Genomic DNA, 18308 nt, shown 5'->3' with positions numbered 1-18308 from the left:
CCCCGGCGTGCCCTAGCGCGTGGTGGCTTCGCTGGCCGACGGTGTCCGCGTAGCGGCTGCACGCTGGGCAGCGCTCACCGGGCCCTCGGTCGGCGCCTCGGCCCATCTGGCTTTCACTTCGAGGATCTTCGGCATCTGATCGATGAAGTGCTCGACCAGCACCGGATCGAAGTGCTTGCCGCTCTCGGCACGCAGCAACTCGATCGCGGCCTCGACGGTCCAGGCCTTCTTGTAGGGGCGCTCGCTGGTGAGCGCGTCGAAGACGTCGGCAATGGCGACAATCCGGCCCACCAGCGGAATCTTCTCGCCCTTGAGTCCTTCGGGGTAGCCGCTGCCGTCCCATTTTTCATGGTGGGTCAGCGCCACCACGCTGGCCATGCGCAACAGCGATGAATCATGATCGCCGATGATCTCGGCGCCAATGCGGGCGTGCTCGCGCATGATGGCCCACTCTTCGTCGTCGAGCTTGCCCGGTTTGTGGAGAATGCGATCGGGGATGCCGATCTTGCCCAGATCATGCATGGGTGCCGCGTTGAGCAGCTCGTCCGCTTCGTCTTCGCTCATGCCGATCGCCAGGCCGAGAATCTTCGAGTAGTGACTCATGCGGATCACGTGCAGGCCGGTCTCGTTGTCCTTGTATTCGGCCGCCATGCCCAGGCGCTGCACGATCTGCAGTCGAGTTTCGCGCAGCTCGTCCATGCGCACCAGCGACAGGTGGGTGCGCACCCGCGCCTTGACGATGGGCGCGCTCACCGGCTTGGCGATGTAGTCCACCCCGCCGGCATCGAACCCGGCGGCCTCGTCCGCTTCGTCGGTCAGGGCACTCACGAAAATCACCGGAATCGACCGGGTATCGGCCCCCAGTTTGAGTACCGAGCAGGTCTCGTAGCCGGTCATGACCGGCATCATCACGTCGAGCAGGATCAGGTCCGGATGCTCCTGCCGTGCCAGTTCGAGGGCGCGCATGCCGTCGCGGGCATAGAGCAGGCGGTAGTCGTCCTGCAGGATCTGGCGCAGCACCTGGAGATTGGTCGGCTCGTCATCGACGAGCAGCAGGGTCTTTCGATCTTTCGTGCTCATGAGGTTTGACATCCTTGTTCCCGGTCGACGAGTTCGCGCAGCGCCCCGAGCAGGCTGATGGCGCGATCAAAGTCGAAGTCATCCAGCGCCGCCTGAACGGCACTGAGGCGCGTCTGGCCGTTGGAAGCGCCGAGCGCATCGGCAATACCGGCCAGCGCGTCGTCGGCGATCTCACCACGCTGCAGGGCATCGGCGAGCGCGTCCACATGCCGGGCGACCGCATCCCAGTCCGTCTCGCCGTCCGAACGGGCGGGCGCCGGGTCAGGCTTGAGGTGGCCGTGCGCCGTCAGTTCCGCCACAGTGGCGGCAAAGGCTTCGGTCAGCGCATGGGCCAGCGCCCTGGCCTGCTCGCGCGCCTCACTGGCATCGGTCGCATCTTGCTTGAGCACCGATTCGAGCGCGTGCCCCAGTGCGTGGAGCCGGCTGAGCGCCAGATTGCCGGCCGCGCCCTGCAAACGGTGGGCGCTCTGGCGGGCACCGTCCAGGTTGTCGCAGGCGAGCTGACGCTCGAGCTGCACACAGGCGTGGCGGTTGTCGTCGCAGAAGCGGCGGATGGCCTGGCTCAGGGCACTGGCGTCGCCCCAGAAGCGGATGCCGCGCGCCCAGTCGATCAGCGGCGCGCCCACATCCACCCCGTCGGGCACGGCCTGCGGCGCCGCGACCTGGGTTTCCAGCCCGGTGACGCGGGCGATTTCCATCAGCAAGCGCTGCAGCTCCAGCGGTTTGCTGGCGAATCCGTTCATGCCGGCCTCGCGGGCGGCTTCCTGGTCCTGCCGCTGCACACTCGCGCTGAGGGCGACGATGGGCACCGGCGGCAAGCCCTGCAGTTGCTCCCAGGCCCGAATCCGTCGGGTGGCTTCGAGACCGTCCACCAGCGGCATCTGGACGTCCATCAGCACCACGTCGAATCGACTCCGGGCAACCGCCTGTACGGCCTCCTCGCCGTCGCGGGCGGCCGCCACACTGTGACCACTGCGGCTCAGAACGATCTGCATCAACTCGATGTTCTGGGGGATGTCGTCGGCCACGAGAATGCGCAGCGGGGGCAACTGGCGCCCCATCTCGACCGGGTCGAGCACCACGGCCTTGCCCGGTTCGAGCGGCACCTCCACCGTGAAGGTACTGCCCTCGCCCTCGCGGCTGTCCACGCGCAGCTGCCCGCCCATCAGCTCCACGAACTGGCGGGCAATGGTGGTGCCCAGGCCGGTGCCCCCGAAGCGGCGGCTCATGCTGGCGTCGGCCTGGGAGAACGGGTCGAAGATGGCTTCGAGCCGGCTCGCCGGAATGCCGATGCCGGTGTCGCGCACGGCGATGCGCAGGCGACCGTCCTCATACCGAACGATGATCGCCACACGGCCTTCGGCGGTGAACTTGATGGCGTTGCCCACCAGATTGTTGAGCACCTGCTGCAGGCGCATGGGGTCGCCCTTGAAGAAGGTAGGCAGCTCGGCCGGGTAATCCACGCTCAGGCCCAGCCCCTTGTTTTCGGCGCTCAGGCCGAGCGAGGCCGAGATCTGGTGCACGATGTCGCGCAGGGAGAAATCGATGTGTTCCAGCTCGATCGCGCCGCGGTCGAGCTTGGCGGTGTCGAGCACATCGTTGATGAGGCCCAGCAGCGAGCGCGCTGAGTTGCGAATCGTCTCCATATGCCGGCGCTGCGTGGCGTCCATGGGCGAATTGATGAGCAGGTCCGAGAAGCCGATGATCGAGTTCATCGGGGTGCGGATCTCGTGGCTCATGTTGGCCACGAAGGTGGCGCGCGCCGCTGCCGCCTGCTCGGCCTTGTCCCTGGCCTCGACCAGCGCCGCTTCCATGACCTTGCGCTGGGTCAGGTCGGTGGCGAACTTGACCACCTTGAACGGCCGGCCATCGGCATTGAGCACCGGGTTGTAAGAGGCCTGGATCCATACCGTGCTGCCGTCCCTGGCCCGACGGCGGAATTCGCCGGTGACCGGCTCACCGGCCGTCACCTTCTGCCACAGCTCGTCATGGTCTTCGTCGATGCCGGCCTCGTCCTCAAAGCGGAACAGGCGGAAGCTCTGACCGACCACCTCGTCGAGCGTGTAGCCCATGATGTCGAGGAAGATGTCGTTGGCGTCGATCACATGGCCGGCCAGATCGAAATGCACCACCGCCTGCACACGGTCGATGGCCGCCACCTGCGCCGCGTACTCGGCGTTGCGCAGCTGGGTTTCCGTGATGTCCACGATCACCCCGTCGATCCACCGGGCCTGCCCAGCGTCGTCGTAGACGAATCCGCCGCTGTCCTGCACCCAGCGTTCCTGACCGTCCTGCCGGATGATGCGGTACTCCACCTGATAGGGGCGTCGCGCAGCCAGGGCCAGGTCCACCGCGTCGCTGGCCCGGGCCGTGTCGTCCGGATGGATGATGTCGCCGAAGTTCACCGTTTTCGCAATGAACGCCTCAGGCGGCCAGCCGGTCATCGCTTCGACCGCATCGCTGATGAAGACCATGCTCCAGTCGTCATCAATGCGACACCGGAACGACACTCCGGGCATGTTGCGGATGAGCGAGCTGTACTGCTCCTCGCGCTCGCGCAGCGACTGCTCGATGGCCTGGCGCACACTGATGTCGGAGATGAAGCCGACAAACAGGGAGCGGTCTGGCAGGGTGACCTCGCCAATGGCCAGGCGGATCGGGAAGGTCCGCCCGTTGCGGTCGCGCGCCATCACCTCGCGCCCCTTGCCGACGATTTCCGGATGCCGCGCCCGCAGATAGGCGGCCAGATGACCCTGGCGATCGCCCGCAAGACGCTCGGCGAGCAAAACCTCCACCTTGCGCCCGATGACTTCCTCAGCCTGCCAGCCGAAGATCGCCTCGGCAGACTGGTTGAAGGCCTCGATTACGCCCTCTTCGTCCATGATCACGATACCGTCCACCGCCGTATCCACGATGGCCTGCAGTTGGAACTGGCTGTCCTGCGCGGTGCGATACAGGTGCATGTAGCGCAACAGGGCATTGAAGGCCGCAGCCAGCAGGGTCAGACCGATCACGAACAAGGACACCGCCTCGACCAGAAAATCACTGGGCGGCAGATCGGTGTCCGGCACGAAATCCGCCGGCACGACAAAGCGCGCCGCCGTCATGCCCGTGTAATGCATGCCGGCAATCGCAAGCCCCATGACCAGCGCACTGGCCACCAGACACAGCATCGCGCTGCGTCGGCCCTGAAACCGCTCCAGCCCGAAGCGGATCCACAGCGCCAGAACCGACAGGCTGATCGCCACCAGAATCGACACCGCAAACCATAAGGGGTCGTAGCGCAAGGCCGGCGACATCTGCATGGCGGCCATCCCGGTGTAATGCATGGCCCCGATGCCGGCGCCCACGAGCACGCCGCCCAGCAGTAACTGGTGCCGTTCGAGCCGATCGCGCGCGAGCAGGCGCAATGCGATCCAGGAGGCACCCAGGCTGGGCACCATCGATAGCACCGTGGTCACGGTGTCGTAGTCGACCGGCGTGCACAGGTCGAAGGCCAGCATGCCCATGAAGTGCATCGACCACACCCCCCCGCCGAGGGCCAGCGCACCAATGGCCGTTGCCAGATGACGCTGCATGGGGGTCGTGCCACGCCGCGCCGTGCCGGCGATCTGCAAGGCGAGCCCCGAGGCCACGCTGGCGATCAGCAAGGACAGGAGGACCAGCGAAGGGCTGTAAGTGCCGCTGGCAAAGAGACTGGGGTCGGTGTTGCCGACGAAGAATCGGTCGAGGTCGAACATGGACAAATCTGTGCTGGGGTTCACTGCAATGGCATGAAGCGTCTGCGACGCGAATCGCTTCGCTGGAGATCCCCGTCTTTCTCTCCAACGGACGTGTGGGCGAAAAGTTGAGTATTAACGTCAACCATTCCGACGACGGGGCGGGCCGCCCGAAGTCGGCACCACAGCGTCTATGCGTGTGCCCTTCATGGGCGTCCGGACTCACAGCCACAAGCGCTGCCATGCGTCGCGCCCTGTTGCGCTACCCTTGTGCCTGATCACCCATCAACCGGAGCCTCCCATGTCGCCCGCCCCCGCGATCGATCTGTCGTTCGTTCGCCACTGTTTTCCCGCCTTCGCCGAGCCGGCCATGATCGGCACGGCGTTTCTTGAAAACGCGGGCGGCTCTTACGTCTGCCAGGCCGTCATCCAGCGGCTCGACACCTATTACCGGCGGCTCAAGGTGCAGCCCTATGGCGCCTACCCGGCCTCCCGCGAGGCGGGCGAATGGATGGACGCGGCCTACACCCGGCTCGCGCCTTATCTGGGCGTACCTGAAAGCTGGCTCAATTTCGGCCCCTCGACCTCGCAGAACACCTACGTGCTGGCACAGGCATTCCGGCGTCTGCTCCAGCCGGGGGACGAAATCGTGGTCACCAATCAGGACCATGAAGCCAACAGCGGCGTGTGGCGCCGGCTGGCGGCCGACGGCATGGTGATTCGCGAATGGCAGGTCGATCCGCACACCGGGCTTCTCGACCCGGACGATCTATCCCCCCTGCTCGGGCCGCGCACCCGGCTGGTGTGCATCCCTCACTGCTCCAACATCGTCGCCAACATCAATCCGGTCGCAAGCATTGCCGAAATGGCGCATGCCGCTGGCGCGCTCTGCCTGGTCGATGGGGTCTCGTTCGCCGGGCACGGTTTCCCCAATGTTTCAGCGCTGGACGCCGACATCTACCTGTTCTCGCTCTACAAGACCTTCGGACCGCACCAGGGGCTGATGATCATGCGGCCCATCCTGCGCGAGACGCTGGGCAATGAAGCCCATTACTTCAATGCCGACCAGCCGCGTAAATATCTCGTCCCGGCCGGACCGGACCATGCCCAGGTGGCCGCTGCAGCCGGCATTGCCGACTACTTCGAGGCGCTCGACATCCATCACCATCCGGGCGCCGATCCGGCAGGACGCCCGGCGCGCGTCCGCGCCCTGTTTCATGACGCCGAGCACACCCTGCTGACCCACCTGCTCGACGGCCTGCACGCGCGCCGCGGCCTGCGTCTGCTCGGCCCGCCCACCGCCGCCGGGCGTGCCGCCACCGTCGCCGTGGTACCCGACACCATGACCCCGGCCCGTCTGGCCGCGGCGCTGGGCGAACACGGCGTGATGGTGGGCAGCGGCCACTTCTACGCCGTGCGACTGCTCGAGGCGATGGGCATCGATCCGGCGCGCGGCGTGCTGCGGATCTCGATGGTCCACTACAACAGCCTGGCCGATGTGGATCAGCTGCTCGCTGCACTGGACGCAGTGCTGGGCTGACGCCCGACACATCACCACACGAAAACGGCCGGCACACCTCACCGAGGTCGTACCGGCCGCGCGGTGCTTAACGGGACTCAGGGCATCAGCACCTGATACGCCTTGGCACGATACTCCTTGCCACCGTAGCCGAAGTTGCACGTACCACCGGTGGAAGGCCCGACCTTGCCCGGCTGCCACATCACCTTGAGCCCTTTGCGATGCATGGCACGGCACACATAGAGCGGCTGCCCGCTTTCACGACCGTAGGCCACCGCACCGTAGGGAATGGCGCCTTTCTTGCCATTGGCCCAGTTGCCGTAGCCCAGCCCGACCTTGTAGGACGAAAAGCCCTTCTCCTTGCCTCCAAAGCCGATGTGGCAGCCCCCGATACCCTTGCGCACCTTGCCCAGATGGGTCGCGCCGTTGTAGCGCACCGAACACACATACAGCGCCTCACCCTTGCGATCGGCCCCCGCCTGAAGGGCACCGCGCGGCACATGCCCCCCCGACGCCTTCACGAACTTGAGGGTATTAACCCGGGGCTGCGGATCATGACGCACCGTCTGCACCGGCACCACGCAGGCACTGAGGGAAAGCACAGCACTCAGGGCCAGGGCGAGGCGGAGGGTGCGAGTGGTTTGAGTGATGGTGTTCATGTCGATGCTCCTGTCGGGAAACCTGTGTGTCTGAATCTGCTCACCGGCAGTGGCGTCGGTGGGTCAGTGCATGGTTCCCAGTCTAGGGAGCGGGTCGGTACCCGCGAATGGGGTTTAGACCCCAATCGACTGAGGCGTCTGCCGCCTGGCAAACTGCTCAAGAGCGGTAAATGTGCCGTCGGGCACGGGGGTTCTGAGAAGTATTTCGACCGGTACGAAGTGCTGACGAGTGTGTTGCGCCGCCGAAGTCTGCGGCGCAGTAAATTGAACCAATACCGATAGTCTTGGCTGCCTTGATACTCCATTTGTCCATTTTTTGAGTTCGTCCATGATTCATGGACAAATGAAATATTTGGACAAGAGACATTTGTCCATGATTGACACATGTCCATGAAACATGGACATTCTAATTTTATGGACACAACCGCAGCCGCCGATCTCATTCAAGACGCCATCGCCGCCGCACACGGCATGGGGGTCAACCTCCGCCTGGAGGCATTGGAGGCGCCCACTGCCGACACCGTGGGCGACGCGCGTCTTCAATGGCGCATCGGTGACGAAACCCTACCGCTGCTTGCCGAGGTCAAACGCGGCCTTCGCCCCGCCATGCTGGGCACGGTCATCAACCAAATGGCGCGTCTAGGGGAGAACGCCCTGCTCATCACAGACTACGCGACGCCCCAATTAGCTGATCAACTGCGCGAACACGGTGTGAATTTCATCGACGGCGCCGGCAATGCCTACCTCAACCGGCCGCCAATCCTCGTGTGGATCAAGGGCATGCGCCCCACCGAAAAGCCGACTGCCCCCAACGCTGGGCGCGCATTCCAGGCCACCGGGCTGCAAGTGGTGTTCGCCCTGCTGTGTGAGCCCGAATGGGTCAACCGTCCCTACCGTGACATCGCCAAACTCGCCGGCGTCGCCCATGGCACCGTGGGTAACGTCATGGAAGACCTCACCGACGCCGGCTACGTATTCGAACTGGGCCGTGCCAATCGACGGCTCCGCAACATGGCGCGCCTCGCCGACACCTGGACCGAAGCCTACGCGCGCACTCTGCGCCCCAAACTGCTCCTCGGCCAATATCGAGCGCCCAACCGCGACTGGTGGCAAACCCTCGACGCCACCCGCTACAACGCACAACTTGGCGGCGAGGCCGCGGCAGCCAAACTGGACGCCTACCTGACCCCCGGCATCGTCACGCTCTACGCCGACGAAGTCCCCAACCGATTGCTGGTGGACCAACAGCTCCGCAAGGACCCCACGGGCACGGTCGAGCTGCGAAAACGCTTCTGGCACTTCGAAACCACGACGACCACGCCCGACCTGGTCCCCCCGCTGCTGATCTACGCCGACCTGCTGGCCACCGGCGATGGTCGGTGTTTCGAAGCGGCAAACCGAATTCGGGAACGAGAGCTCCATGGACTTTTCGAACAGGACTGAACTCGCGTTTCTGTCCGAACTCGTTGCCACATTCAAAGAAGGCGCGGGAGACACCCCCTTCTTTCTTGCCGGCGCAACGGCGCGCGATCTGCTGCTTCACACTGCTCACGACATCGACCCCGGTCGAAAGACGCAGGATGGGGACATTGCCTTGATGGTGCCCGACTGGCCCACCTTCACCGCCATTCGGGAACGCTTGATCAACAGTGACCGGTTTGCTGAAGTGCCCCGGGTCGCGCACCGGCTTGTCTTCAACGGCAGCCTCCCGATCGATCTCATCCCCTTCGGCCCCGTCGAACGGGATTATCGATCCATCGCCTGGCCACCCGGCGGCGAAACCGTCATGAGCGTATTCGGCTTCGCAGAAGCCATGGCCAACACCGTTGAAGCCGTTTTGCCAAACGGACAGCGCATTCAAGTGGTCACGCTGGCGGCCCTCGCCGTGCTCAAGCTCCTTGCCTGGCAGGAACGGCGACATGAACACCCGGGAAAAGACGCCCACGACCTGCACGCAATTCTGACCCACTACCTGGACGCCGGGCAGCGTGATCGGCTGTACACCGATGCAGCGCACCTGCTCGACGCGGCCGACTTCGACTACACACTGGCCGGGGCCTGGCTGTTGGGACAAGACATGACCCGGGTGCTATCCAGACAAGATCACGCACTAATCGCAGACCTGCTCGAAGCGGAAACCGACCCAAACGGAAGGGCACGACTCGCAGGGGACATGCCGGGAAACGCCGAAACGTCTTTCGAACTCATTCAGCATCTGGCGCGCGGCTTCATCAATAACACGGGTCCTTGAGATGCACACCAACACCGCCGAAAACGCCCGCAAGAGCTGCATGATTGGCTACAGCGGCAAGGAAGTGAAAGTGCCCCGCTACCGCGTGGCCGCCACCGGCGAAGGCCAATGGATCACCGCCCCCGCAACGCCGTGCCCTACGGCTACGAAACAGACGGCGACCCGCTCTACGTGAGCCGCGCCCGCATCAACAACGGCGTCCACCCCGGCAAGCTGCTCAAAAGCGGCAAATGCGCCGTCGTGCATGGGGGTGCGGAGGAGTATTTTGATCGGTATGAGGTGCTGGTGAGTGTAGTGCGGCCGGCGAAGTCGGCGGCGGATCGGGTGGGGGATTCGATGTTTGTGCCGGCGAAATAAAGCGCTCGTATTTTCCAGGATTTTTTCGGATATACAGTATTCACGCGGGTCACAATGCGGACATAATGTCCGCATTATTTCCCAGAGAGACCCTGATGTCCGCCACAGTGCTCACGACCGCTCACGACACCGATTCGGCTTACAACTACCTCGCTCAGGCGCTCAAACACTACAGCCAGGCCGAGATTTCACGTCGCATCGGCAAAGACCCACGCACGGTTCGACGCTGGGTCGAGGCATGTTCTGTACCCGCTCAATATGCATTGAGCCTTCAGCAGATGCTCCCGTTTGGCGGGCCTGTTGAGGAAGGAGCGTTCAGGTTCATCGACCTGTTTGCCGGCGTCGGGGGCATTCGTGCCGCCTTTGAAGGCATTGGCGGCACCTGCGTGTTTACCAGCGAGTGGGACAGTTACGCCCAGAAGACATACGCCGAAAACTATCGGGACGCCCACCCGCTCAATGGCGACATCACCCAGATCGAAGCCGCCGACGTACCTGACCATGATGTCCTGCTCGCGGGCTTTCCCTGCCAGCCGTTCAGTATTGCGGGCGTCTCCAAGAAGAATGCACTGGGTCGCGCCCACGGCTTTTCATGTGAAACACAAGGCACGCTTTTCTTCGACATCTGCCGGATCATTGAAGAAAAGAAGCCGCGCGCATTCCTGCTCGAGAACGTCAAGAACCTCATGTCGCACGACAAGGGGCGTACATGGGATGTGATCAAGCGCTCCTTGATCGACCTTGGCTACGACATTTCCCCACGCGTTGTCGATGGCGCCCACTTTGTGCCCCAGCACCGCGAACGTATCCTGATCGTCGGCTTCCGCAAGGATCTCGGTGTCAGCTTCGATTGGGACGAGTTGCCCCTGCCACCGAAAGGCCAGCGAACGATGAAGGACATCCTTCATCGAGCCGACGGTTCCGAACCGTTCCTGGAATGGGATGGCGATCGATTCTTCGACCATGAAAACCGATCGGTTCAGAGCAAATACACCCTGACACCCAAGCTATGGACCTACCTGCAAGACTACGCCGAGAAACATCGCGCAAAGGGCAACGGCTTCGGTTTCGGGCTGACGTTCCCGAACAGTGTGGCGCGTACGCTGTCGGCCCGGTATTACAAAGACGGTTCCGAGATTCTGGTGTATCAGGGCGAAGGCAAAAACCCAAGACGCCTGACGCCGCGCGAGTGCGCTCGCCTCATGGGTTTCCCGGATACGTTCCGTATTCCCGTATCTGACACGCGTGCATACAAGCAGTTCGGAAATTCAGTGGTTGTCGACGTCATGCATCATGTCGCCAAACTCATGCAACCCAGACTGGAAGCTGAAACGCTCGAACCTGAACTGCCACTCCGCTACTCGGTTGCCTGAGGATGAAAAATGCACATTGAAACCAGAATTCCCGTTTTGCAAGGGCTGACGTTCGATCACGCACTGATGTGGTTTTCCGAATTGAACCAGCGAGGAATACTGTTCCACCCTGATGATGACCCTGCACAAATCGTCACCATTGCAACTGGAAAGCGGACATTCTCGGATATCGAGATTTCCCAAGCACGTTCAGTTGTCGACGCCCTTTTTCAGGAACTGGGTGATGCGGTCTACGAAGCAGCATATCCGGTCTTTCAGAGAGCATTGGGCCTTCAGCTCGACGCGTAATGGCTGACGTAGTCGACAAGGCCACCCGAAGCCGGATGATGTCTGGCATTCGCGGAAAGGATACAAAGCCCGAATTGCTGGTTCGTCAATTCCTTCACAGCGAAGGCTTTCGCTTTCGGCTTCACGACAAAAATCTTCCGGGGAAACCCGATCTCGTGCTGCCAAAATGGAGAACTGTGGTACTTGTGCATGGCTGCTTTTGGCACATGCACAACTGCAAATACTTCAAACTACCCAGCACGCGGACAGAATTTTGGCGCGCGAAACTAGATAGCAATAGAAAAAGAGATGAACTCGTTAGAAATCAGCTACAAGCATTGGGATGGCGGGTAGTCGTGGTTCATGAGTGCCAGCTTCGTGACGATCCTCAGACGGCACTGCGCACTACTGAGGCCGCCATCAGGGGAGACGTCCCGATTTTGTAAAGCTAACAATGTCGGCAGGGAATGATGACAATCGACGGTAGAACGCTTGGCTTCTCTTTGACGGCCTTGCTCGACTGTCTGGATGCAGAGCTGAGTAGGTCGCGTCGGGCATGTAAATCGCCAATGTGTTTGCGTTGATAAAGTCTTGGGTGCGAGTAGGGTTGAACTCAGAGGCATCGGTAAAGAATCCAACTCCAATAGCATCCTTGCCGTTTAGATCTTGAAGTCCGCGCAGCAAACGTTCGCGAGCACCGTAGCTTTTGACCTCTGCATAGATCTGACATCGCGGTTTGGTATTGTTACAGTAGAACACCATGTCCCCATTCGACTTCGTTCCAGTTACATCGTAGGCGGAGCCTAACGCGCCAATTCCGGCGCTAATGAGGGCACGCTCAAGAATCATCTCGTTTAGCTTTCCCGCGCGCGATATCAGTCCGTTTGCAACCCTCTTTGCGAACGGATCATAGTCATCCTTGAGGAAGCTGACCATTGCATCAAGAGGAAGCTGAAGATCGCCATTTGCCAATATGTACTGTGTCAGGGTTTCACGAATAAAGTGTTCGAAGCGCGGGTTAGTTCCCCTGAGAACGTACTGCCTGCAAACTTGATTGGCATCCCATAAATTCGCACCAACAATCTTCCCCCCAGGCATCAAAGACTCAACAAGATCTACGACGACCTCAGACGGAGGCAAATAGCCTTCGATACGATCCAAAATATCTTGGCGGAGGCCGGCTACTTCAGAAGCATGAGAAACCAGCACGTCCAAATCCCCAGGAATTTTATCAATCCACTGGGCATCTTGTGATTCCACCGCGCGAAAGAGGCTTTCAGCAAAGATCGGGGCACTCGCGCTGTATTGGTCAAGCTCAACTAAAATTGCGCGGTAGCGCCGTTCGACAGGTTTCGAAGTACGTCCCTTTGACGAAATAATGGCAGGCAAATGGTTTGTTAGCGACATAACGGGGTAGACGGTTAGGGTGTAAGCGAAGAATACTCTCTGATGGTGTGGACATAAATGCCATTGTTATCCGGCGTCATCCGTTTCCGCGAAAACCATCTCTCATTTGCCCCTAGCGGATGAGCGAGATGGCGTGAAAATCAGCTCCAGTAAAGCAAAAAGCTCCATAAGGAGCTTTTTGCAAAGAAACAGAATCCGGTGACGGAAAAACGACCTAAGCCCCAAAAAAAGCTAGTCCCGTTCCTTTTGCCGGTGGAAAAAAACCTCAAACATCAATATTCCGCGCATACAACGCATTGCTCTCAATGAACTGCCGGCGCGGTTCCACCTGATCCCCCATCAGCGTGGTGAAGATCTCGTCCGCCGCGATGGCGTCGTCGATCTGCACCTTGAGCAGGCGGCGCACGGTGGGGTCCATGGTGGTTTCCCAGAGCTGGCCGGGGTTCATTTCGCCCAGGCCTTTGTATCGCTGCTTGCCCATGTTGCGCTCGACTTCGCCGAGCATCCAGCGGATGGCCTGGCCGAAGCCCTTGATGGGCTGCTCTTTTTCGCCGCGGCGGATGACGGCCTTGTCACCCACGAGGCCGGCGATGGCCTCGGCGGCGCTGCGGATGGTGGCGTAGTCGCCCGAGACGAGGAAGTCTTCTTCAATCGTGCAGCTCTTGCGGTTGCCGTGGTGCATGCGCTCGATGACGAGGCGCCAGGCCTCGGCCTCTTCATTGAATTCGGCGTGCACTTTCATGGTGTCGCCCAAGTGCGGTTGCAGGGCCTGGGCGCTTGCGCGGGCGGCGTCTTCGGATTCGAGACTGAGCACCACGTTGCGCTCGAGCAGGGCGAAGAGCACCGGCGGCTCGATGTAGCCGGCCAGACGCTGGATGACGGCTTCGGCCAACAGGTAGTTGCGGGCCAGCTCGCCCAGGGCGCTGCCGCTGATGGGCTCGGCGCCTTCGGCGGTGATGAGTTCGGCGCCTTCGAGCGCGAGCTTGAGCATGTGGGCGTTGAGCTCAGCGTCGTCCTTCACGTACAGCTCGCTCTTGCCGTGCTTGATCTTGTAGAGCGGCGGCTGGGCGATGTAGATGTGACCGCGCTCGACCAGCTCGGGCATCTGGCGGTAGAACAGGGTCAGCAGCAACGTGCGGATGTGGGCGCCGTCCACGTCGGCATCGGTCATGATGATGATGCGGTGGTAGCGCAGCTTGTCTGGGTTGAATTCTTCCTTGCCGATGCCGGTGCCCAGGGCAGTGATGAGCGTGGCGATCTGCTCACTTGAGATGAGCTTGTCGAAACGCGCCTTCTCCACGTTGAGCACCTTGCCGCGCAGCGGCAGGATGGCCTGGAACTTACGGTCGCGGCCCTGCTTGGCAGAGCCCCCGGCGGAGTCACCCTCGACGATGTAGATTTCGCACTTGGAGGGGTCTTTTTCCTGGCAATCGGCGAGCTTGCCGGGCATACCGACGCCGTCGAGGATGCCTTTGCGACGCGTCATTTCGCGGGCCTTGCGGGCGGCGTCGCGGGCGCGGGCGGCTTCGACGATCTTGCCGCAGATGGTTTTGGCGTCGATGGGGTTTTCGAGCAGGTAGTCACCCAGCTTGCTGGCCACCACTTCTTCGACCGCGGGGCGGGCTTCGGAGGAGACGAGCTTCATCTTGGTCTGGCTGGCGAACTTGGGGTCGGGCATTTTCACCGACAGCACGCAGGCCAGGCCTTCGCGCATATCGTCGCCGCTGATTTGCACCTTGGCCTTCTTGGCGATCTCGTTTTCTTCGATGTATTTATTGATGACGCGGGTCATGGCCGCGCGCAGACCGGTGAGGTGAGTACCACCGTCGGCCTGGGGGATGTTGTTGGTGAAGCACAGCACCTGTTCCTGGTAGCTGTCGTTCCACTGCATGGCCACTTCCACGCTCACTTCGATGTCGTGATCGGTGCCGTTGGAGGTCTTGGCCGTGCCTTCGGAGTAGAACACGTTGGGGTGCAGCACGGTCTTGGCGCGGTTGATGTAGTCCACGAAGCCGCGCACGCCACCGGCGAAGGCGAAGTCTTCTTCCTTGCTGGTGCGCTGGTCGATCAGGCGGATGCGCACGCCGTTGTTCAGGAAGGAGAGCTCGCGCAGGCGCTTGGCGAGGATTTCGTAATGGAACTCGACGGTGCCGAAGATTTCTTCGTCAGCCAGAAAGTGCAGCTCGGTGCCGTTCTTGGTCGATTCGCCAATCACCTTCATGGGGGAGACTTCAACGCCGTCCACGGTCTGGATGATGCGGTCGGCCGCCTTGCCGCGCTGGAACTCCATGAAGTGCTTTTGCCCGTCGCGGCGGATGGTGAGGCGCAGCCACTTGGACAGTGCGTTCACACACGACACGCCCACGCCGTGCAGACCGCCGGAGACCTTGTAGCTGTTCTGGTTGAACTTGCCACCGGCGTGCAGCACGCACATGACGATTTCGGCTGCCGTGCGCTTGGGCTCGTGCTTGTCGTCCATCTTGATGCCCACCGGGATGCCGCGGCCGTTGTCGGCCACGGAGATGGAGTTGTCGGTGTGGATGGTGACGAGAATGTCGTCGCAATGCCCGGCCAGTGCTTCATCAATGGCGTTGTCGACGACCTCGAACACCATGTGGTGCAGACCGGTGCCATCAGAGGTGTCACCGATGTACATGCCAGGGCGCTTGCGAACGGCCTCGAGGCCTTCGAGCTGCTGGATGGAGGATTCGTCGTAGCCGCCGTTCGGCGTCGGGTTCTGCGAGTCGGACATAGGGCTCTCTTTTCATGCGGGGCGCCACGGGGCGCCACGGTACATTGTTGTGTGTGGCGCGGGTGCGATCAGATGCGCATGGGCATGACGACATACTTGAAGTTGTCGTTGCCCGGCAGGCTGATGAGCGCGGAGGAGTTGCCGTCGTTGAGGCGCACGACCACTTCGTCCACCGACACGTTGTTGAGCACGTCGAGCAGGTAGGTGACGTTGAAGCCGATGTCCAGCCCTTCGCCCTGGTAGTCGATCTCGAGTTCTTCCTGCGCCTCTTCCTGCTCGGCGTTGGAGCTGACGATCTTGAGGCTGCCCGATTCGAGCACCACACGCACACCACGGAACTTGTCGTTGGTGAGAATGGCCACGCGGGTGAGTGCGGCATGCAGCGGCTGGCGGGCCAGGTGCAGTTCCTTGGGGTGGTTCTTGGGGATCACGCGTTCGTAGTCGGGGAACTTGCCGTCGATGAGCTTGGAGATGAGCTCGATGGGGCCAAAGCGGAACACGATCTGGTTGCCGGCAATGATGACTTCCAGCGGCTCTTCGGAATCGGCCAGCTGGCGGGCCAGCTCGAGCACGGTCTTACGCGGCAGAATGACGTCGGTACGCGGGTGGTTACCGTCGACGGCGCTCTCGGCATAGGCCAGCCGGTGACCATCGGTGGCGACCATGCGCAGCACGTTGCCGTCGATGACGGTGAGCAGGCCGTTGAGGTAGTAGCGGATGTCCTGCTGGGCCATGGCGTATTGCACCAGGGCCAGCTGCTTCTTGAAGGCACCTTGCTGCACGGTAAAACGCACGCCTTCACCGTCTTCCACGGAGAGGCGCGGGTAGTCGGCGGCGGGCAGGGTCTGCAGCGCAAAGCGCGAGCGGCCCGCCTTGACGGTCATGCGCGAGTCGTCGAGCGTGAGCGCCACTTCGTTGTCACCGGGCAGGGCGCGCAGGATGTCCTGCAGCTTGCGTGCGCCCACGGTGATGCTGACGTCCTCGCCGGCGGCCACTTCTGTCGTGGTGCGAATCTGGATCTCGATGTCGGTGGCGAGCATGGTCAGCTCGCTGCCGCGCTTTTCGATCAGCACGTTGGACAGGATGGGCAGCGTGTGGCGCTTCTCCACGATGCCGGACACCGACTGAAGCGGTCCGAGCAGGGCGTCGCGGGTGGTGGTCAGCAGTTGCATTCGTGTGGGTCTCCGTGGATCGGGTCGTTTGCTGTGTGCGTGTGGGTGGGGTGATCAGCCGCGCAGCACCTGGGTGAGCACGTGCAGATCGTGATTGAGCTGGGTGTCGTTGCGCCGCAGCTCGGCAATCGTGCGGCAGGCATGCAGCACCGTGGTGTGGTCGCGCCCGCCGAAGGCCTCGCCGATGGCCGGCAGGCTCATGGGCGTGATGTCCTTGGCAAGGAACATGGCCACCTGGCGCGGGCGGGCGATGGCCCGCGTGCGCTTCTTTGAGTGCATGTCGGCCACCTTGATCTTGAAGTAGTCGGCCACCGTCTTCTGGATGTGCTCGATGGACAGCTGCCGGTTGTGGGCGTGCAGCAGGTCCTTGAGCGCCTCTTTGGCCACATCCAGCGAGATGTCGCGGTTGTGGAAGCGGGCAAAAGCCACCACCTTGGTGAGCGCGCCTTCAAGTTCGCGCACGTTGGCGCGCAGGTTCTTGGCGATGAGGAAGGCCACGTCGTCATCCACATGCACGGCGTGGCTCTCGGCCTTCTTTTGCAGAATGGCGACCCGCATTTCCAGTTCGGGCGGCTCGATCTGCACCGTCAGGCCCCAGTCGAAGCGCGAGATGAGACGGTCTTCCAGCCCCTGGATGTCCTTGGGGTAGGTATCGCAGGTGATGATGATCTGCTTCTTGGCTTCGGTGAGCGCGTTGAAGGCGTGGAAGAACTCTTCCTGCGTCCGGTTCTTGTTATTGAAGAACTGGATGTCGTCGATCATGAGCACGTCGAGCGAGCGGTAGTAACGCTTGAAGACGTCGAAGCTCTTTTGCTGGTAGGCACGCACCACGTCGGCGTAGTAGTCCTCGGCATGCACGTAGCGGATGATCGCCTTCGGGTTGCGGCGGTACACCTCGTTGCCCAGGGCGTGGATCAGGTGGGTCTTGCCCAGACCCACACCGCCATAGACGAACAGCGGGTTGTACGACACGCCGGGGTTGTCGGCCACCTGCATGGCGGCCGCGCGGGCCAGGTCGTTGGCGCGGCCGGTCACCAAGGTATCGAAGGTGAAATCGGCGTTGAGCCGGCTTTTCTCGTAGGCCGAGCCGTTGTTGCGGGTGGGTGCAATGGCCTTGGGGGTCTTGCTCTCGCGCTTGGGTGCTGGCGCCTCTTCTGCGGCCGGCACGGGCGCCACCGGAGCGGTTTCGACCACCGGGGCAACTGGCGCCGATGCGGCGGCTGTCGCTGTGGCGCGTGCCGGACGCGTCACCTTGGTGGCTACGTCTCCGACTGCCGGCAGGCTGAGGTCGAGATTGACCGGGCCGCCGAAAAACTCTTGCCCCAGTTCGCCAATGCGGCGCACATAGCGCTCGCGCACCCACTGCAACACGAAGCGGTTGGGCGCCACGATACGCACGGCAGGGCTGTCGGCATTGTCGACATCCTCGGCACGCAGGGCCTTGATCCAGGTGGTGAACTGCTGCGGAGGCAATTCACCCTGAAGGCGGACCAGACAGAAATTCCAGAAATCTTGCGTCACAGGAGTGGATGAATTCTTATGTTTTCGGAAACTCGATACGCCCGATGGCTGACTACGGCAGCCAACGAAAACTGCTCTGCTCTCGGGTCTCCGCCTCTGACCTCTTCCGGGCCGGTTGCAGGTTGTCAAACCTCGGCGGCAGACGTGCATTCTACCCCGCCATGAAAAAGTTATCCACAGCCGCAACTGTCCGAAACACATCCTCGCCCATCGCCCTGTGAGCAACCCGCA

At 62.0% G+C, this 18308-nt stretch carries 14 protein-coding genes; 7 read left to right on the top strand and 7 right to left on the bottom strand.

The window, feature by feature from the left end:
* Positions 1-12: 12 nt before the first annotated feature.
* Both J0W34_RS00065 and J0W34_RS00060 read right to left on the bottom strand, forming a co-directional pair.
* Complete coding sequence (locus tag J0W34_RS00065; protein ID WP_230970199.1) at positions 13-1080, bottom strand: HD domain-containing phosphohydrolase; 1068 nt, start codon at positions 1078-1080, stop codon at positions 13-15.
* Positions 1077-4820, bottom strand: coding sequence for a PAS domain S-box protein (locus J0W34_RS00060; RefSeq protein ID WP_230970198.1), 3744 nt, complete (start codon positions 4818-4820; stop codon positions 1077-1079). The genes J0W34_RS00065 and J0W34_RS00060 overlap by 4 nt, the downstream gene beginning before the upstream one ends.
* A 280-nt stretch (positions 4821-5100) precedes the next feature.
* Here J0W34_RS00060 and J0W34_RS00055 point away from each other — a divergent pair, with 280 nt between their 5' ends.
* A complete protein-coding gene (locus tag J0W34_RS00055) occupies positions 5101-6339 on the top strand; it encodes an aminotransferase class V-fold PLP-dependent enzyme (RefSeq protein ID WP_230970197.1) in 1239 nt (412 codons plus the stop codon).
* A 77-nt stretch (positions 6340-6416) separates the two neighbouring features.
* Here J0W34_RS00055 and J0W34_RS00050 read toward each other — a convergent pair whose 3' ends face one another.
* Complete coding sequence (locus J0W34_RS00050; RefSeq protein ID WP_230970196.1) at positions 6417-6977, bottom strand: DM9 repeat-containing protein; 561 nt, start codon at positions 6975-6977, stop codon at positions 6417-6419.
* A gap of 414 nt (positions 6978-7391) precedes the next feature.
* On the opposite strand from J0W34_RS00050, the gene J0W34_RS00045 reads away from it, so the two are divergent.
* The 6 genes from J0W34_RS00045 to J0W34_RS22310 all read left to right on the top strand — a co-directional run bounded on the left by J0W34_RS00045 (position 7392) and on the right by J0W34_RS22310 (position 11671).
* Complete coding sequence (locus J0W34_RS00045) at positions 7392-8420, top strand: type IV toxin-antitoxin system AbiEi family antitoxin (RefSeq protein ID WP_230970195.1); 1029 nt, start codon at positions 7392-7394, stop codon at positions 8418-8420.
* Positions 8398-9228: a nucleotidyl transferase AbiEii/AbiGii toxin family protein gene (locus J0W34_RS00040; RefSeq protein ID WP_230970194.1), complete on the top strand. Its 831-nt coding sequence runs from the start codon at positions 8398-8400 to the stop codon at positions 9226-9228. The genes J0W34_RS00045 and J0W34_RS00040 overlap by 23 nt, the downstream gene beginning before the upstream one ends.
* 108 nt (positions 9229-9336) lie before the next feature.
* Positions 9337-9585, top strand: coding sequence for a DM9 repeat-containing protein (locus tag J0W34_RS00035; protein ID WP_230970193.1), 249 nt, complete (start codon positions 9337-9339; stop codon positions 9583-9585).
* Between the two features lie 95 nt (positions 9586-9680).
* Positions 9681-10958, top strand: coding sequence for a DNA (cytosine-5-)-methyltransferase (gene dcm, locus J0W34_RS00030; RefSeq protein WP_331001527.1), 1278 nt, complete (start codon positions 9681-9683; stop codon positions 10956-10958).
* 9 nt (positions 10959-10967) lie between these two features.
* A complete protein-coding gene (locus J0W34_RS00025) occupies positions 10968-11246 on the top strand; it encodes a hypothetical protein (protein WP_227817760.1) in 279 nt (92 codons plus the stop codon).
* The gene (locus J0W34_RS22310) at positions 11246-11671 is read left to right on the top strand and encodes a very short patch repair endonuclease (RefSeq protein WP_227817761.1); all 426 of its coding nucleotides are present in this window, start codon (positions 11246-11248) and stop codon (positions 11669-11671) included. The genes J0W34_RS00025 and J0W34_RS22310 overlap by 1 nt, the downstream gene beginning before the upstream one ends.
* Here the strand turns inward: J0W34_RS22310 and J0W34_RS00020 are convergent.
* The 4 genes from J0W34_RS00020 to dnaA all read right to left on the bottom strand — a co-directional run bounded on the left by J0W34_RS00020 (position 11646) and on the right by dnaA (position 18077).
* Positions 11646-12614 (bottom strand): hypothetical protein, encoded by a 969-nt coding sequence (locus J0W34_RS00020; RefSeq protein WP_230970192.1) that lies wholly within the window; start codon positions 12612-12614, stop codon positions 11646-11648. The two genes, J0W34_RS22310 and J0W34_RS00020, sit on opposite strands and share 26 nt — an antisense overlap.
* Before the next feature lie 283 nt (positions 12615-12897).
* Positions 12898-15384, bottom strand: coding sequence for a DNA topoisomerase (ATP-hydrolyzing) subunit B (gene gyrB / locus J0W34_RS00015; protein WP_227817361.1), 2487 nt, complete (start codon positions 15382-15384; stop codon positions 12898-12900).
* Between the two features lie 68 nt (positions 15385-15452).
* Positions 15453-16556: a DNA polymerase III subunit beta gene (gene dnaN / locus J0W34_RS00010; protein WP_227817360.1), complete on the bottom strand. Its 1104-nt coding sequence runs from the start codon at positions 16554-16556 to the stop codon at positions 15453-15455.
* Between the two features lie 54 nt (positions 16557-16610).
* Positions 16611-18077 (bottom strand): chromosomal replication initiator protein DnaA, encoded by a 1467-nt coding sequence (gene dnaA, locus J0W34_RS00005; protein WP_230970191.1) that lies wholly within the window; start codon positions 18075-18077, stop codon positions 16611-16613.
* Between the last annotated feature and the right edge of the window lie 231 nt (positions 18078-18308).

Source organism: Nitrogeniibacter aestuarii, assembly GCF_017309585.1.
Lineage (GTDB): Bacteria > Pseudomonadota > Gammaproteobacteria > Burkholderiales > Rhodocyclaceae > Nitrogeniibacter > Nitrogeniibacter aestuarii.
This window is presented reverse-complemented; position numbering and strand designations above follow the sequence as displayed.

Excerpts from the sequence above, each read along its gene's own strand:
- J0W34_RS00045 (WP_230970195.1), top strand. The coding sequence starts at position 7,392 with ATGGACACAACCGCAGCCGCCGATCTCATTCAAGACGCCATCGCCGCC.
- J0W34_RS00065 (WP_230970199.1), bottom strand. The coding sequence starts at position 1,080 with ATGAGCACGAAAGATCGAAAGACCCTGCTGCTCGTCGATGACGAGCCG.
- J0W34_RS00040 (WP_230970194.1), top strand. The coding sequence starts at position 8,398 with ATGGACTTTTCGAACAGGACTGAACTCGCGTTTCTGTCCGAACTCGTT.
- J0W34_RS00050 (WP_230970196.1), bottom strand. The coding sequence starts at position 6,977 with ATGAACACCATCACTCAAACCACTCGCACCCTCCGCCTCGCCCTGGCC.
- J0W34_RS00025 (WP_227817760.1), top strand. The coding sequence starts at position 10,968 with ATGCACATTGAAACCAGAATTCCCGTTTTGCAAGGGCTGACGTTCGAT.
- gyrB (WP_227817361.1), bottom strand. The coding sequence starts at position 15,384 with ATGTCCGACTCGCAGAACCCGACGCCGAACGGCGGCTACGACGAATCC.
- J0W34_RS00060 (WP_230970198.1), bottom strand. The coding sequence starts at position 4,820 with ATGTTCGACCTCGACCGATTCTTCGTCGGCAACACCGACCCCAGTCTC.
- J0W34_RS00055 (WP_230970197.1), top strand. The coding sequence starts at position 5,101 with ATGTCGCCCGCCCCCGCGATCGATCTGTCGTTCGTTCGCCACTGTTTT.
- dnaN (WP_227817360.1), bottom strand. The coding sequence starts at position 16,556 with ATGCAACTGCTGACCACCACCCGCGACGCCCTGCTCGGACCGCTTCAG.
- J0W34_RS22310 (WP_227817761.1), top strand. The coding sequence starts at position 11,246 with ATGGCTGACGTAGTCGACAAGGCCACCCGAAGCCGGATGATGTCTGGC.
- J0W34_RS00035 (WP_230970193.1), top strand. The coding sequence starts at position 9,337 with ATGGATCACCGCCCCCGCAACGCCGTGCCCTACGGCTACGAAACAGAC.
- dcm (WP_331001527.1), top strand. The coding sequence starts at position 9,681 with ATGTCCGCCACAGTGCTCACGACCGCTCACGACACCGATTCGGCTTAC.